The organism is Bradyrhizobium prioriisuperbiae (assembly GCF_032397745.1).
Taxonomy (GTDB): Bacteria; Pseudomonadota; Alphaproteobacteria; order Rhizobiales; family Xanthobacteraceae; genus Bradyrhizobium_A; species Bradyrhizobium_A prioriisuperbiae.
Genome location: NZ_CP135921.1, coordinates 6571278 through 6586700, shown reverse-complemented (window position 1 = coordinate 6586700; position 15423 = coordinate 6571278). Strand labels below are relative to the sequence as shown.

Here is a 15423-nt window from a genome sequence, read left to right as displayed (position 1 = left end):
GCTTGCAATGACGCGCGAATTGTTCTGGTTGACCCTCACGGTTATTCTGACGGGCCTGTTGTGGGTCCCCTACATGATCAATCGATCTCAGGTGCGCGGCCTCGGTGGCACGATGGGCAATCCGACCCGCACCGACAAGCCGCATGCGGAATGGGCCAACCGGCTGATGTTCGCCCACGACAATGCGGTGGAAAATCTCGTCATCTTCGCGCCGCTGATCCTGATCCTCAACGCAATCGACTATTCCAGCAAATGGACGGTGCTGGCCGCGGCGGTTTATTTCTGGGCCCGTGTCGCGCACGTGTTCGTCTACATGCTCGGCGTTCCGGTGTTTCGCACGGTGGCGTTCACGGTCGGCTTCATCGCCCAGGCCGTGCTGGTGCTGGGGATTTTCCAGATCGTTTGACAGGTTTCTTTAAATCGTCGCTTCAGTGACGGTCGGCAAAAGGGACGGCATCGGCCGTCCCTTTTTTCATGGCTGAGACGTGCATCATGGGAACATCGGTGGCTGATCGATCCCCGTGGTCTCGGCAAAGCCGAGCATCAGGTTCATGTTCTGCACCGCCTGCCCCGACGCGCCCTTGGTCAGGTTGTCGAGGGTTGCAACAATGATCGCGCGGCCCGGAACGCGGTCGGCGGCCACGCCGATGAAGGTCATGTTCGATCCCCGCACATGCCGCGTGTGCGGCGTCTTGCCGAACGGCAGCACATGGATGAACGGCTCGCTGCCGTATTGAGCCGACAAGACCGCGTGCAGATCATGAGCCGTGTAGACACCGCGCAACTTCACATAGATGGTCGAAAGCAGCCCGCGGCTCATCGGCAAAAGGTGCGGCGTGAAGCTGACCAGCACCTCCTGCCCGGCCGCCTTGGAAAACTCCTGATCGAGCTCGGCCACGTGCCGGTGACGGCCTACGCCATAGGCGTGAAATCCCTCGGAGACCTCGGAGAACAGCATCTCTTCCTTCACGGAACGGCCGCTGCCGGTCATGCCCGATTTTGCATCGACCACGATCTCTGCGGGTTCGATCACCTGCGCCGCCAGCAGCGGGATCACCGGCAGCAGCGCACAGGAGGGATAACAGCCGGGATTGGCGACAAGGCGCGCCTTCATGATCTCAGACCGGTAGATCTCAGCCAGGCCGTAAACGGCCTCTTTCTGCAGATCCAACGCATAATGATCGTGGCCGTACCATGTGGCATAGGCCTCGGGACTTTCCAGCCGGAAGTCCGCCGAGAGATCGACGATCTTGCTCTGCGGCGCTTTTATCAGCACATCCCTGATCACCGTCTGGGTGGTGCCATGCGGCAAAGCGCAGAAGATCAGATCGAGCCCGGCATTCGGCCAGTCAACGCTGTCGATGGTCACCAGCCTCGGCAGGTCGTAGGGCGCGAACTGCGGAAACACGTCGCCCATCGCTTGCCCGGCGCGGCGGTCCGCCGTCAGCAGTGCGATCTCGACATTGGGATGGCGCAGCAGCAGCCGCACCAGTTCGGCCCCGGTGTAACCGGAGGCGCCGAGGATACCGATTGTCTTCTTTGCAGCCATGACCTGTTCCTTTCACGAGGCAAAAGCCGTCGGAGGCGGTCGTGCGGCAGGTTATGGGAAGGGGAAAAAGCTGCCGCGGACCAGTTCCGGCGGCAGGGGGGGTACGATCTCAGGCGCGAACGCCCGCCCATGCCGCGCGAGTGCGGCGGCGGCGAGCAAACAGTATGGTCGCGGTGTTGATCATGGGCGCGGATATAGAACCGCGCCCCCAGTGCGTCAAGCTGGCAGTCCCCCGATAGGTTCGGACCGGCCACTTCGCCGGCCCGATGAGGAACTTGCTCCTCCGATCAGATGATCGGGGACCAGGGTGCGGGCACCACGCGATAGCTGGCGCCGTCCTTCTCGATATTGCCGAGGCCCGGGAACGGATAGTGGAAGCCCTGCACCTTGAGCTTGTCCGCCACCAGCATGTCATAGACCTTGCGGCGTGTGCTTTCCGCCTTGGCGCCGTCCTGGTCGAAGCCCGCATGCCAGCCCGGATTCTTCACAAACAGATCGGGATGGTTGGTGACGTCGGACTGGATGAAGACCTTGTCCGCCCCCGACGACAGCACATAGGAGGTGTGGCCCGGCGTGTGGCCGATCGTTTCCACCGCCAGCAGTCCCGGCGCGACCTCCTTGCCCCACTCATAGGGCGTGACCTTCTTCTTCAGGCCGGCTTCGAACACCCGGCGATTGTTCTTGAACAGATCCTGCATGCGCCCGGCCGGCGCGCGGCTCATCTCGCCGTCGTCCATCCAGTATTTCCACTCGACTGACGGCACCAGCACTTCGGCATTGGCGAACACCGGCTGTCCGTCGGCCGTGAGCAGGCCGTTGACGTGATCGCCGTGGAAATGGGAAATCACCACCACATCGACATTTTTCGGATCGATGCTGGCGGCGGTGAGATTGGCCGCAAACTGCCCGACCGCCCCCTTTGTCGCCGCATTGGCGGCCGCGCCGTTGCCGGTGTCGATCACCACCAGCTTGCCGCCGGTGTTGATGGCGAGTGGCGCGAAATGGATCGTCATCTTGTCGCGCGGCAGGAAGGCCTTTTCGAGCGCGTTGTTGACGTCATCCTTCTTGGCGTTGAGCACGAAATTGTCGGCCAGCGGAAACGTGTTCGCGCCATCGGAGACGACGGCAACCTCGATGTCGCCGACCTTGTAGCGATAGAAGCTCGGAGCCTGCTTGCCCACGGGCGCAACCGCGGCCTTGGCGGACGATGTCGGAATGAACGGCGCGGCGGCCATGGTGGCAGCTCCTGTCAGTGCAAGACGTCGTGTGATGTCCATGAATGTCCCTCCCAATGTCGCGCGACGTGTGACGCGCAAAAGCCCCTCCGGCTTCGACCGGACAAACAACCAGCGGCGCACCTTATTCCTTTTTTTGCCGCCGCGGCCACGCCGGACTTCGAATGCGGCTTGTCAAATCTGCGTCACACGGAACTGCCCTCGCATCACATGGCTCCCCATAACCATGTCGCGGCCTTGGACAGAACGTCGCCGAAAACCAGCAGCGCTGCCGACCACACGAAGGCCGAGGCAAAGTTCGCAACCTGAAACTTGCCATAGGGCATCTCGAAAATGCCCGCCACCAGCGGGACTGTTGCCCGCAGCGGCCCGAAGAAACGGCCGATGAAGATTCCCGGGATGCCCCATTTGCGGACGAACGCTTCGCCGCGCGGCAGCAGGTCGGGATGACGCGACAGCGGCCACATGTGCGCAACGCGATGTTTGAACTTGTCGCCGAACCAGTAGGACAGCCAGTCGCCGCAGGCTGCCCCCAGTGCGCCGCCGATCCAGACCGGCCAGAAGCTGATGCCGCTCGGACCGATCAATGCGCCGATCCCGATCAGCGCGCCCCATGCGGGAATCAGCAGCGACAGAAAAGCGAGCGATTCCCCGAAGGCCAGCACGAACATGATCGGCGCCGCCCACGATCCATGACCGCGGACGAAGTCGACAAGGAAACGCACTGCATCTTCCATTTGAGAGTCTTTCGCCGTTGTCGATTATGAACCAGACTACGTGCCTGAAGACCAAGTCAATGATGTTCAAATCAATGTTGAAGACGCAGCCCTTGACACGCCGCACAATTTGAACCGCGCCCAACCGGGCCACCGACCATCCCCGCAACGCCAGACGTGTGACGCGGCTCTCGCGTGGGCTCGCTTTTCATCCGCTCTGATAACAGCCGGAAAGACACAGACATGATCCCTTCCCTGATGATGTGCACGAGCGCTGTCCTGCTGGTCGTCGGCATGGTGGCCGGCATCGTGATGGGCATCCAGCACGACTTCCAGCTCGGGCCGGCGCACGCCCATCTCAATTTGATCGGCGGCGTCCTGCTGTTCCTGTTCGGGCTGTACTACCGGGTGGTGCCGAAGGCGGCTGCGATGACCCTGGCGAAGGTCCAGGGCTGGCTGCACATCGTCGGCAGCATCGTCTTCCCGCTCGGGATCGGCCTCACAGTCACCGGCAGACAATCCCTGGAGGTCGTCGTCGTGGTCGGCTCGTTCATGGTGCTGGCGGCCATGATCCTGTTCCTGATCATCGTGGCCCGGACCGCGAAAGCCGACACTTTGCCCGTGTAAATGCGGCCTGCGGGTCCCTATATACAGGGCCGGTTCCCACACCGGCCCGTCACATTGCTAACCTCTTCCGTGGCATATTGGGGGTCAGCGATTCGCCCGCCCGGGCTCCTTAAAAGTATGAAGAAATATGCCCAAGCCATTGAAAGCTAAAAAGAACGACAAATCGGACGATTTGTTCGAAGCCCCTCCGAAGGGGCGGCCCGCTGCCGCCAAGCCGGCGCCCCGGGCCACGGGTGCCGAGGCCGCCTACACCGCGGCCGATATCGAGGTGCTGGAGGGGCTGGAGCCGGTCCGGCGTCGCCCGGGCATGTATATCGGCGGCACTGATGAGAAGGCGCTGCACCATCTGTTCGCCGAAGTGATCGACAACTCGATGGACGAGGCGCTGGCCGGCCACGCGACCTTCATCGAGGTCAGTCTCACGACGGACGGTTTTCTGACCGTCAGCGACAACGGCCGCGGCATCCCGATCGACCCGCACCCGAAGTTCCCGAAGAAGTCGGCGCTCGAAGTCATCATGTGCACGCTGCACTCCGGCGGCAAATTCGACTCCAAGGTCTACGAGACCTCGGGCGGCCTGCACGGCGTCGGCGTCTCGGTGGTCAACGCCCTCTCCTCGCGCCTCGAGGTCGAGGTCGCCCGCGAGCAGAAGCTCTACAAGATGTCGTTCGAACGCGGCCATCCCAAGGGCAAGCTGGAAGACCTCGGCAAGGTGCACAACCGCCGCGGCACCCGCATCCGCTTCAAGCCGGACACCGACATCTTCGGCGCCAAGGCCGTGTTCAAGCCGCAGCGCCTGTTCAAGATGACCCGCTCGAAGGCCTACCTGTTCGGTGGCGTCGAAATCCGCTGGCACTGCGATCCGGAATTGCTGCGCGGCATCGACGATGTGCCTGCAGAAGACACCTTCCATTTCCCGGGCGGCCTGAAGGACTATCTGGCCGCGGCGATCCACGCCGACACACTGGTGCATCCCGACATCTTCTCCGGCAAGTCGGGGCGCAACGGCGCCCACGGCGCCTGCGAGTGGGCGGTGGCCTGGACCGCGGACGCCGACGGCTTCCTCTCCTCCTACTGCAACACGGTGCCGACGCCCGACGGTGGCACCCACGAAGCCGGCATGCGCAGCGCCATGCTGCGCGGCCTCAAGGACCATGCCGAGCGCGTCGGCCAGGGCAAGCGCGCTGCCTCGATCACGTCCGAGGACGTGATGGTCGGCGCTGCGATCATGCTGTCGGTATTCGTGCGCGAGCCGGAATTCCAGGGCCAGACCAAGGACCGTCTCGCCACCGCCGAGGCCCAGAAGATCGTCGAGCAGGCCATCAAGGATCCGTTCGACCACTGGCTGTCCGGCAACCCGGTGCAGGCCAACAAACTCCTGGAGTTCGTGGTCGAGCGCGCGGACGAGCGGCTGCGCCGCCGCCAGGAAAAGGAAATCTCGCGCAAGACCGCGGTGCGCAAGCTGCGCCTGCCCGGCAAGCTTGCCGACTGCACCAACACCGCGTCCGAAGGCTCCGAACTGTTCATTGTCGAAGGCGATTCCGCAGGCGGCAGCGCCAAGCAGGCGCGTGACCGCAAGACCCAGGCGATCCTGCCGCTGCGCGGCAAGATCCTCAACGTCGCCTCCGCGACCAAGGACAAGCTCGCCGCCAACCAGCAGATCTCCGACCTGATGCAGGCGATCGGCTGCGGCACCGGCGCGCACTACCGGCATGAAGACCTGCGCTACGGCCGCATCATCATCATGACCGACGCCGACGTCGACGGCGCACACATTGCTTCGCTGCTGATCACATATTTCTACCGGCAGATGCCGCGGCTGATCGACGAGGGACATCTCTATCTGGCGATCCCGCCGCTGTATCGGCTGACCCACGGCGGCAAGACGTTCTACGCCCGTGACGACGCGCACCGGGATGAAATCCTGAAAAAGGAATTTCACGCCAACGCCAAGGTGGACATCGGACGCTTCAAAGGCCTCGGCGAGATGATGCCGGCGCAATTGAAGGAAACCACCATGGATCCCGCCAAGCGCACCATGCTGCGCGTGGTGCTGTTGCCGGACGATCGCGAGGGCACCGCGGACTCGGTCGAGCGCCTGATGGGCAGCAAGGCCGAAGCGCGCTTCGCCTTCATTACGGAAAAGGCTGAGTTCGCCAGCGAGGAGTTGCTGGACGTGTAGGTCCTCTTGCGTCGTTCCGGCGGAGATCGAACCATGCGCCCGCCTCTTCTGACGCTCGGCCTTCTTACGCTGATTATTGGCGTGCTCTGGGTCGGCCAGGGCACCGGGTATTTCCCCTATCCGGCGTCGAGCTTCATGGTGCGGCAGACGCAATGGGCCTATTACGGCGGCGGGCTGGCGCTGCTCGGACTGGTGCTGATAGCCTCGTCGCGCCGCGTCTGATCCGGTGCGAACTCGGCCTTTCCCTCGCTCTCGCCACCGCGACGCCTCATCTGCAAGGACATCCAGCATGGCCACCTCACCCTTCGATCTCTCCGGAAAAGTCGCTGTCGTCACCGGCGGCAATGGCGGTATCGGGCTCGGCATGGCCCGCGGGCTTGCGGCGGCGGGCGCGGCAGTAACCATCGTCGGCCGCAACGAGGCCAAATCCAAAGCGGCCGCAGACGAACTGACCGCCGCGGGCGGCCGCGCCATGGCGGTGACGGCTGATGTGACCTCGAAGGACGATGTCGCCGGGATGGTCGAGGCGACCAAGCGCGCGTTCGGCAGTGTCGACATCCTCGTCAACAACGCCGGCATCAACATCCGCAAACCGCCACATGTGATGGCGCTCGACGAGTGGCACCAGGTGATCGAGACCAATCTCACCAGTGCTGTTTATGCCGTCCAAGCGGTCTATCCGGTGATGAAGGCCGCCGGTGGCGGCAAGATCATCAATATCGGCTCGATGATGTCGATCTTCGGCGCATCGTTCGCACCGGCCTATGCGGCAAGCAAAGGCGGTATCGTGCAGTTCACCAAGTCGCTGGCGTGCGCCTGGGCGCCTGACAACATCCAGGCCAACGTCGTGCTGCCGGGCTGGATCGACACCGAATTGACGCAGGACGCACGCGAACAGGTCGAAGGGCTGCATGAGCGGGTGCTGGCCCGCACGCCTGCGGCGCGATGGGGCGTGCCGGCTGACCTCGCCGGGGTTGCGGTGTTCCTGGCCTCCAGCGCGTCGGATTTCGTCACCGGCACGGCGATTCCGATCGATGGCGGATACTCGGTCGCGGGTTAGTCGCCTGCAGCAACGGCCGGCGATCGCACGTGCTCCGGCCGCACGCCCATCCCGAGCAGCTGTGCCAGCAGCCGCTGCAACGGCGACAGCGCATTGATCAGCCGGATCGGCAGCGGCACTGTTGTCTCGGTGTTCGGCGTCCCGCCGCCCTGCAGCGTCGGGTAGATGATACGGTGATGCATCTGCACCTGCAGCGCCTGGGTCATCCGGGTGGGAAACAGCCGGCGCTGGCGCACCTTGTCGAGTTCGCTCTCCGGCGGGCATCCCTGCACAAGTTGCGAGGCCAGGATATTTGCGGTGGCCACCGCGTCCTGGATCGCGAGATTGATGCCGACCCCGCCGACCGGCGACATCGCATGCGCTGCATCGCCGATGCAAAGCAGCCCGGGCCTGGTCCAGCGCGTCAGCCGGTCGACGGTGACGGTCAGGAGCTTCACGTCATCCCAGCTCTTGAGCTCGCCGACGCCATCCCTGAGCCCCGGCGCGGTCGCGGCGATGTCCTGGCGAAACCTGTCCAGGCCTCGTGCCTTGACCGCGTCGAACTGCCCCTTCGGAAACACATAGGCGCACTGCCAGTAATCGTCGCGATCAAGCGTCACCAGCATGCGCCCCTGGTCGGCATGCATCAGCAGGTTGTCACCGCTGCCGGCGGTCTTGCCGATGCGAAACCAGAGCACGTCGATCGGCGCACCGATGTCTTCGACCGCAAGATCCGCACGCGCCCGGATGGTCGAATGCCGGCCGTCGCATCCAATTGTTAGGTCGGCCTTGATCGTGAGCGGTCCCTGCTCGTCGTGCGCCACCACGCCGACAACCGTTTCACCGTCCCGGACAAGGTCGGTCGCCTCGGTACGGCGCAGCACCGTCAAAGCGGGAAAGCGTGACGACTGCTCGAACAGGAAGTCGAGAAACTCCCACTGCGGCATCAGGGCAATGAACGGGCACGGCAGCCCACGGAAATCCGCCATGCGGACGAGTGTCTTGCCGAACTGGCCCTGCATCCGGTCCAGCTGCTGGTGCGGCCGCTTGAGGAATTCATTCAGCAGGCCGAGGTCGCGCATGATCTGCAGGGTCGAGGGATGCACGGTGTCGCCGCGAAAATCGCGCAGGAAATCGGCGTGCTTTTCGATCACCACCGTCTGCACGCCGGCCCGCGCCAGCAGAAATCCCAGCATCATGCCCGCCGGGCCGCCACCGACAATGCAGCAGCGCGTGGTGATCTCGCGATTGACAGACTGATCCCGTTGTTCGGCACTCATGTCCATGCGTCGCGCATCCTCATCAACAAACGCTCAGCGTCGAAAGCTCTTGATCTCCGAGATGCTGCCGTCCTGGAACGTCAGTTCGACCGAGACCGACCTGGTCGACGGCGGCAGCTTGAGATAGGTCTGCGCGTCGTTGGGGATGGCAACGGGATCTCTCTGATTGCAGGCCGGCAGCTTGATCACCTTGTCGGGCACGCCGGTGTCGATGCCGACCCGCAGTTCGCGGATGGCGCAGCGATATGACACCAGGTGCGTGTAGTAGACCAGCAGGCCGTTGAACTCGCGGAACGACAGCCAGCTTGTCGACGTCAGATCGAGGATCTTGCGCTGGTCGCGAACCAGCGCGGCCTGCGGATCGAACCGGATCGGAAACGGGCCCTGTGTCTCGCCATTGACGTCGACATACCTCACCTGCAGCGTTGCCGCCGGTGCGTCCGACGCCATCTCAAACGACGGACTCGGCAGGCGCCGCCGGGTGCGCGGATCGAGCGTGTCGAGAAAGCCGGTATCCTTGAAGTCGCCGCTCTCGCCCATGCGCCACGAAATCGCCAGCGCCGGATCGGCAATCGAAATCACCACCGTCCAGCCGCCATTGTGCCGCGAGAAGCTCGCGATCGGCGCATTGGTGCTGTCGGGCGCGAGCAGCTTCGAGCCCGGATTCACCGGCGGCAGCGCCGCAAGCTGCGTCTGAGGTTGCTGTTGCTGTGGCACGACGGCGATGGCCCGTTCACTGCCCGGAACGACTGGCGCGCCGTTCAGCACCACATCGCCGACGATCTGGTCGTAATAGGCCGGCGTCTGCAGATGCTTGACGTTCGCCGTCATGTCACGCACGTCAAACTGCGTTCGCTTGGCGATCTGCACCAGGTTCAATCCGGGCTTGGCCAGTTCGCGCACGAAGTTGCGGGTGAACACCGAATTCGGATTGGTGTCATCGTTCGAGAGCCGGTCGAGCGCGGTCTGCTTGGCGCCCGCGGAAAACACCACGAAAACGCCCTCCGGCGGCGTCATCGCCGCGAGACCGCCGCCGCCGGCCAGCGCCCGTGTCCCGGTGCGCTCGAATGGATTGTTGCGGCAGGCATCGAACACGAAGATCGAGGTTCTGGCGCCGCGCTTCTGCAGCCGCGAGATCAGCCGCTCCGCCGCCATGGCGCCGTCGCGCACCAGTTCTTCCTGGCCCGCGCTGGCCGCGGCCACGTCGGTCGGCAGCAGATAATTTTCGCCACCGATCTCAAAGCCGTGCCCGGCAAAAAACACGAAGGTGGTGTCGCCCGGCTCCACCACCTGGTCGAAGGCCAGCAGGGTTTCGGTGAAGCCCTTGCGGGTCTGGTTCTCGGCCGCCATCACCGTGAAGCCGAGCTGCCTCAGCGCATCGCCCATGGCACGGGCGTCGTTCACGGCCTTCTGCAGCGTCGGGATGTTGCGATAGTCGTTGTTTCCGATGACCAGCGCGACGCGCTTTTCGGCCATCGCGGGCGTGGCCCACGACAGCAGTGCGAGGCCGGCGAGAACCACCATTCTGACGGCAAACCGTGGGGTCATCGAACGTCCTGACTTTCCATGAAACGAGCCCCAAACCAGCCTGGGAGCCCCCAAAAACCATTATGCCATAGGTCTCGTGGCAACCAGCCTGGGTTCAGTCCCCGGCCATGCGGAAATCCCTCAAATTGAAGCTTTCCAGCCGGAAACATTCGGCTTTTTGGTCTCTGTCATGCCCAGACGCATTGACTTTGGCCATTTCCCGCCTATGTTCCGGCCTGACGCGGCGCGGAATCGATACGCGATATCCCGATCAGCCGCCTGTCAGCGTATTTCCCTCCCCCGTGCCTTAAGAGCGTGCCGTTCCGGGGTTGAACGCGGCAGTTATTCCCGAGAATCCGAACGGCGGTTTCGACTCGAGGCTCAATGTCTTTTTCCAATCTTGGACTTTCCGACAAGGTCGTCGCCGCCGTCGCGGCCGCCGGCTACACCACCCCCACCCCCATTCAGGCCCAGGCCATCCCCCACGTGCTCGCGCGCAAGGATGTGCTTGGCATCGCCCAGACCGGCACCGGCAAGACGGCGGCCTTCGTGCTGCCCATGCTGACGATGCTGGAAAAGGGCCGGGCACGGGCGCGGATGCCCCGCACCCTCATCCTGGAGCCGACCCGCGAACTGGCGGCCCAGGTCAAAGAGAGCTTCGACAAATACGGCGTCGGCCAGAAGCTCAATGTCGCCCTCATTATCGGCGGCGTTTCGTTTGACGATCAGGACAGCAAACTGATGCGCGGCGTCGACGTGCTGATCGCGACGCCGGGACGATTGCTCGATCACTCCGAGCGCGGCAAGCTGCTGCTGACGGGTGTCGAGCTTCTGGTGATCGACGAAGCCGACCGCATGCTCGACATGGGCTTCATTCCCGACATCGAACGCATCTGCAAACTGGTTCCCTTCACGCGCCAGACCCTGTTCTTCACGGCGACCATGCCGACGGAAATCCGCAGGATCACCGAGACCTTCCTGCACAATCCGGAACGGGTCGAAGTCTCCAAGCCGGCCTCGACCGCCGTCACCGTGACCCAGTCCGTCGTCGGCTGCGGCCGCGAACCGCACGAAAAGCGCGAGACGTTGCGCCATCTGATCCGGTCCGCCAAGGACCTCCAGAACGCGATCATCTTCTGCAACCGCAAGCGTGAAGTCGCCCTGCTGCATCGCTCGCTGCAGAAACACGGCTTCGCCGCCGTCGCCCTGCACGGCGACATGGATCAATCCGCCCGCACCGCCGCGCTCGATCAGTTCAGAAAAGGCGAGATGCCGCTGCTGGTCGCCTCCGACGTCGCAGCCCGCGGCCTCGATATTCCCGAGGTTAGCCACGTCTTCAATTTCGACGTCCCGCATCATCCGGACGACTACGTCCATCGCATCGGCCGGACCGGCCGTGCCGGCCGCTCGGGCACCGCGATCTCCATCGCGACGTCGGCCGACAGCAAGTCGATCGCCGCGATTGAAAAGCTGATCGGTCAGACCATCGCTCGCGCAGAGTCGGGCCTCCCGGCGTCCACCGAGGCGTCGGACGGCCATCATGCCTCCGAAAGATCGTCCGGAGATCGCAAGCCGCGCCGCGAGCGTGAGCGCGACGGCAAGCGCCCGCGATCGGGTGGACGCGGCGACGGCCGACGTGAAAGTGGCCGTGGTGAAGGCGGACGCCCCGAAGCTGCACGTTCTGAAGGTGCACGTTCCGAGGCCGCGCGTTCTGAGGGCGCACGTTCTGAGGGTACACGTGGACACGACGACAATCGCGGTGAGCGCACCGGTGCGCGCGGCGAGCGTAAGAATGCACCGCTGGCGGCCAGCCCGCCGCCCTCGATCGGCCGCGCACCGGCACCGCAATCCCCGCGCGACCAGCATTCCGAGCCGGCTGACCATTCACATCTGCCGGCCTTCCTGCTGCGCCCGATCCGCGCGCGCGTCTAAAATCAGACGGCACCGCGATTTGTTTGAAGCCGGCTTATCCAAGCCGGCTAACAAGCAATGTCGCCTAACCGACATTGCCCAAATCGCTTTTTTGAATTCAGCCTGCCTGCCCAGAACCGCTTAACCCCTGATTCACTGTCGTGGCGTAACCTCACTGTCGTTGTTTATGATTTTGTGGCTGTTACGGGATGTTGCGATGAGCATTTTAGCTCATCCTCGGGGACGCCGACGTGATTGGACTGCTGGACGAACATCAGCGCACCCTGGCGTTTGCCGAGGTCGCATTGGGTCAGATCAGGTCGCTGAAGCAACCTGCTGTGCCGCGCAATTATGAGATTTGGTATGTCTACGCCACGGGTTACAACGCGGCGCTGAACAAGATCATCAACGAGACACTGGCGCGTCAGGGCCGCCTGACCGACTCGGATCTTGAACAGATCTACGAGACGTACCTCTCCCAGCTCAGAACCACCGACCGTATCGACAAGGTCGGCGCGCGCGTCATCAACGAAATCGATGACGTGATGACGCTGATCACCGATGCGCTGAGCATGACCACCGCGTTCGGTCATAATCTCGACGGCGCCACGCAAAAGCTCGGCAAGGCGCACGACCTGAACACGGTGATGACCCTGGTGCAGTCGCTGGTGAAGTCGACGCTGGAAATGCGTGAAAACAACAAGCTGCTGGAAGCCAGACTGATCGTCTCGAAGCAGGAAATCGGCAACCTCCAGCAGAGCCTGGAGGCGATCCGTGCCGAGACCCTGACCGATCCCCTCACCGGCCTTGGCAACCGCAAGTATTTCGATCGCACCATCGAGGATTCGGTGCAGCACGCCCTTCAGCACAGCGAGCCGCTGTCGCTGCTGATGTTCGACATCGACCATTTCAAGTCGTTCAACGACAATTACGGCCATCTCACCGGCGACCAGGTGCTGCGGCTGGTTGCGATGTCGCTGCGGGCCTCGATCAAGGGCCAGGACGTCACCGCCCGTTATGGCGGCGAGGAATTCGCGGTGGTGCTGCCCAACACCGCGCTGCGCCAGGCCCTGACGGTCGCCGACCACATTCGTCGCGCCGTGATGTCCAAAGAACTGAAGAAGAAATCGACCGGCGAAATTCTGGGACGCGTCACGATTTCGGTTGGTGTCTCGATGCTGCAGAATGGTGACAACACCGACTCGCTGATCGAACGCGCCGATGCGTGCCTGTATGCCGCCAAACGCAACGGCCGCAACCGGGTGGTTTGCGAAGCCGATCCGGAATATGCACCCACCGACCATATCCAGGTCGCTTGATCATCCAGGTTGCTTAACCCGAGTTCGCGGATTCGCGCTGGAAAATCGCGATTTTGCGATTTTTTGGCGAGCTAAGTCTTTGATCTGCAAAGGGTGAGGTGTCCGGAATCGGCCGAAAACGGCTGTAGTGAAGACCTACCGGATTCCCAATGACGTGACGGTGCGGATAGATTCGCAGCGCCATGTTCCTGCGACGCACCGAGCGAAAGAAGAACGGCAAGACGCACAGCTACTGGAACGTTGTCGAGAACAAGCGTCTCGATAACGGGCGAGTGGTGCAGCGGCATGTGCTGTATCTCGGTGAGATCAATTCCTCGCAGGCAGCGGCGTGGCGCAAGGCGATCGACGTGCTCGACGAAGACGCCGGACATGCGCGAACGTTGTCGCTGTTTCCGGAAGATCGATGCGAGGCGATCGCGGGCGATGCGTCGATCGTCCAGCTACGCCTGTCCGAGATGCAGCTTCGACGTCCGCGGCAATGGGGCGCCTGCTGGCTGGCCGGACAGTTGTGGCAGGAGCTTCAGCTCGATTGGTTCTGGGCAGAGCGGCTGCCGCCAAGCCGCAAGAAGACGAGGTGGGACCAGATCCTGCAGGTGCTGGCAACCTACCGGCTGATCGCGCCGGGCAGCGAGTGGCGGCTGCATCGGCAATGGTTCGGTCAGAGCGCAATGGCCGATCTTCTGGGAGCAGACTTCGGCCTCGCGGAAGAGCACAAACTCTATGCCTGCCACGATCTGCTGCTCGCGCATAAGGAGGCGCTATTCTCGCATCTGGTCGGGCGTTGGCGCGATTTGTTCAATGCCGACTTCGACGTGCTGCTGTACGATCTGACCAGCAGCTACTTCGAGGTCAACGCATCGGACTTGCCGGAAGGCAGCAAGCGCCGCCACGGCTACAGCCGCGACAAGCGGCCGGATTGCCCGCAAGTGGTAATCGCGCTGGTGGTGACGCCCGATGGCTTGCCGTTGGCTTACGAGGTGCTGCCCGGCAACACCGCTGACAACAAGACACTGCGGATGTTCCTTGCCAAGATCGAGCAGCAATACGGCAAGGCGCGCCGGGTCTGGGTGATGGATCGTGGCGTGCCGACCGAGGCCGTGCTGGCCGAAATGCGCCACAGCGATCCGCCAGTGCAATATCTGGTCGGTACGCCGAAGGGACGCCTGAACCGGCTGGAGAAGCATCTGCTGGACAAGCCCTGGCAGGACGCGCGGGAGGGCGTGCAGGTCAAATTGTTGTCCGAGGACGGTGAGCTCTACGTCTTCGCTCAAAGCGCCGATCGGATCAGTAAGGAACGCGCGATGCGCCGGCGGCAGCTGAAGTGGTTGTGGAAACGGCTCAGGCAAATCGATGCGATGGAGATCACGCGCGAAGAATTGCTGATGAAGCTTGGCGGCGCGCGATCCAAAGCGCCGGCGGCCTGGCGTCTGGTCGATATCGAGATCGACAAGCAGCGCCCGAGCTTCAGCTTCGCACTCAATCGAAACAGATTGAGAAAGACCCGACGTCGCGAAGGCCGTTATCTGCTGCGCACCAACCTCGCCGACAATGACCCCGCCCAGCTCTGGCAATACTACGTCCAACTCGTTGCCGTCGAAGAAGCGTTCCGCAATCTCAAGGGCGACCTGGCGATTCGTCCGGTGTTCCATCAAGACGAGGTCCGGATCGAGGCCCACATCTTCATCGCCTTCCTGGCCTACTGCATGCAGGTCACGCTGACGCGCCGGCTTCATGCCCTCGCATCGGGCTTGACCGCACGTCGCGCGCTCGAAAAGTTCGCCGCCATCCAGATGATCGACGTCCATCTGCCGACCACAGATGGGCGCGAGATCCTGCTCACCCGCTACACCCATCCCGAACCGGAACTGCAGCTCCTGATTGATCGGCTGAAGCTCCGGCTGCCACCGCAACCGCCGCCCAGGATCACCACAGCCGCCGTCAACCAAGCCAGCCGCTGTAGTGAAGACCTTTCGAGCTAAGCCATTGATCTGGCTGATGTCGACCCTTCAAAAACCCGCCAATCCGCGAAGACGGGTTA

13 protein-coding genes are annotated in these 15423 nt (G+C 63.1%); 8 read left to right on the top strand and 5 right to left on the bottom strand.

The genetic code is table 11. From position 1 onward, the window contains the following. Window positions 1-7 precede the first annotated feature (7 nt). Window positions 8-406, top strand: coding sequence for an MAPEG family protein (locus tag RS897_RS31095; RefSeq protein WP_315832516.1), 399 nt, complete (start codon window positions 8-10; stop codon window positions 404-406). Between the two features lie 84 nt (window positions 407-490). Here the strand turns inward: RS897_RS31095 and argC are convergent, their stop codons facing one another. The 3 genes from argC to RS897_RS31080 all read right to left on the bottom strand — a co-directional run bounded on the left by argC (window position 491) and on the right by RS897_RS31080 (window position 3521). Further along, on the bottom strand, window positions 491-1549 hold the full coding sequence (gene argC, locus RS897_RS31090; protein ID WP_315832515.1) for an N-acetyl-gamma-glutamyl-phosphate reductase: 1059 nt from the start codon (window positions 1547-1549) through the stop codon (window positions 491-493). A gap of 287 nt (window positions 1550-1836) precedes the next feature. Further along, a complete protein-coding gene (locus tag RS897_RS31085) occupies window positions 1837-2826 on the bottom strand; it encodes an MBL fold metallo-hydrolase (protein ID WP_315832514.1) in 990 nt (329 codons plus the stop codon). Window positions 2827-2990: 164 nt separating this feature from the next. Further along, window positions 2991-3521, bottom strand: a complete 531-nt coding sequence (locus RS897_RS31080; RefSeq protein ID WP_315832513.1) for a DedA family protein — start codon at window positions 3519-3521, stop codon at window positions 2991-2993. Between the two features lie 222 nt (window positions 3522-3743). Here RS897_RS31080 and RS897_RS31075 point away from each other — a divergent pair, with 222 nt between their 5' ends. The 4 genes from RS897_RS31075 to RS897_RS31060 all read left to right on the top strand — a co-directional run bounded on the left by RS897_RS31075 (window position 3744) and on the right by RS897_RS31060 (window position 7369). Continuing rightward, on the top strand, window positions 3744-4127 hold the full coding sequence (locus RS897_RS31075; RefSeq protein WP_315832512.1) for a hypothetical protein: 384 nt from the start codon (window positions 3744-3746) through the stop codon (window positions 4125-4127). A 127-nt stretch (window positions 4128-4254) separates the two neighbouring features. Beyond that, window positions 4255-6309, top strand: a complete 2055-nt coding sequence (parE, locus tag RS897_RS31070) for a DNA topoisomerase IV subunit B (protein WP_315832511.1) — start codon at window positions 4255-4257, stop codon at window positions 6307-6309. Window positions 6310-6342: 33 nt separating this feature from the next. Continuing rightward, on the top strand, window positions 6343-6531 hold the full coding sequence (locus RS897_RS31065) for a hypothetical protein (protein ID WP_315832510.1): 189 nt from the start codon (window positions 6343-6345) through the stop codon (window positions 6529-6531). A 67-nt stretch (window positions 6532-6598) separates the two neighbouring features. Continuing rightward, complete coding sequence (locus RS897_RS31060) at window positions 6599-7369, top strand: SDR family NAD(P)-dependent oxidoreductase (RefSeq protein WP_315832509.1); 771 nt, start codon at window positions 6599-6601, stop codon at window positions 7367-7369. Here the strand turns inward: RS897_RS31060 and RS897_RS31055 are convergent. Beyond that, window positions 7366-8634 (bottom strand): FAD-dependent oxidoreductase, encoded by a 1269-nt coding sequence (locus tag RS897_RS31055; RefSeq protein WP_315832508.1) that lies wholly within the window; start codon window positions 8632-8634, stop codon window positions 7366-7368. The genes RS897_RS31060 and RS897_RS31055 overlap by 4 nt on opposite strands. Before the next feature lie 27 nt (window positions 8635-8661). Continuing rightward, window positions 8662-10176, bottom strand: coding sequence for a caspase family protein (locus RS897_RS31050; protein ID WP_315832507.1), 1515 nt, complete (start codon window positions 10174-10176; stop codon window positions 8662-8664). A gap of 363 nt (window positions 10177-10539) precedes the next feature. On the opposite strand from RS897_RS31050, the gene RS897_RS31045 reads away from it, so the two are divergent. The 3 genes from RS897_RS31045 to RS897_RS31035 all read left to right on the top strand — a co-directional run bounded on the left by RS897_RS31045 (window position 10540) and on the right by RS897_RS31035 (window position 15364). Beyond that, the gene (locus RS897_RS31045; RefSeq protein ID WP_315832506.1) at window positions 10540-12087 is read left to right on the top strand and encodes a DEAD/DEAH box helicase; all 1548 of its coding nucleotides are present in this window, start codon (window positions 10540-10542) and stop codon (window positions 12085-12087) included. 230 nt (window positions 12088-12317) lie between these two features. Next, the gene (locus tag RS897_RS31040; RefSeq protein ID WP_315832505.1) at window positions 12318-13385 is read left to right on the top strand and encodes a GGDEF domain-containing protein; all 1068 of its coding nucleotides are present in this window, start codon (window positions 12318-12320) and stop codon (window positions 13383-13385) included. A 182-nt stretch (window positions 13386-13567) separates the two neighbouring features. Beyond that, window positions 13568-15364: an IS1634 family transposase gene (locus RS897_RS31035; protein ID WP_315831529.1), complete on the top strand. Its 1797-nt coding sequence runs from the start codon at window positions 13568-13570 to the stop codon at window positions 15362-15364. Window positions 15365-15423 lie beyond the last annotated feature (59 nt).

What these genes read in the sequence shown, in the direction of transcription:
- RS897_RS31045 (WP_315832506.1), top strand. Translation starts at nt 10,540, where the DNA reads ATGTCTTTTTCCAATCTTGGACTTTCCGACAAGGTCGTCGCCGCCGTC.
- RS897_RS31065 (WP_315832510.1), top strand. Translation starts at nt 6,343, where the DNA reads ATGCGCCCGCCTCTTCTGACGCTCGGCCTTCTTACGCTGATTATTGGC.
- RS897_RS31085 (WP_315832514.1), bottom strand. Translation starts at nt 2,826, where the DNA reads ATGGACATCACACGACGTCTTGCACTGACAGGAGCTGCCACCATGGCC.
- parE (WP_315832511.1), top strand. Translation starts at nt 4,255, where the DNA reads ATGCCCAAGCCATTGAAAGCTAAAAAGAACGACAAATCGGACGATTTG.
- RS897_RS31035 (WP_315831529.1), top strand. Translation starts at nt 13,568, where the DNA reads ATGTTCCTGCGACGCACCGAGCGAAAGAAGAACGGCAAGACGCACAGC.
- RS897_RS31075 (WP_315832512.1), top strand. Translation starts at nt 3,744, where the DNA reads ATGATCCCTTCCCTGATGATGTGCACGAGCGCTGTCCTGCTGGTCGTC.
- RS897_RS31095 (WP_315832516.1), top strand. Translation starts at nt 8, where the DNA reads ATGACGCGCGAATTGTTCTGGTTGACCCTCACGGTTATTCTGACGGGC.
- RS897_RS31055 (WP_315832508.1), bottom strand. Translation starts at nt 8,634, where the DNA reads ATGGACATGAGTGCCGAACAACGGGATCAGTCTGTCAATCGCGAGATC.
- argC (WP_315832515.1), bottom strand. Translation starts at nt 1,549, where the DNA reads ATGGCTGCAAAGAAGACAATCGGTATCCTCGGCGCCTCCGGTTACACC.
- RS897_RS31050 (WP_315832507.1), bottom strand. Translation starts at nt 10,176, where the DNA reads ATGACCCCACGGTTTGCCGTCAGAATGGTGGTTCTCGCCGGCCTCGCA.
- RS897_RS31080 (WP_315832513.1), bottom strand. Translation starts at nt 3,521, where the DNA reads ATGGAAGATGCAGTGCGTTTCCTTGTCGACTTCGTCCGCGGTCATGGA.
- RS897_RS31060 (WP_315832509.1), top strand. Translation starts at nt 6,599, where the DNA reads ATGGCCACCTCACCCTTCGATCTCTCCGGAAAAGTCGCTGTCGTCACC.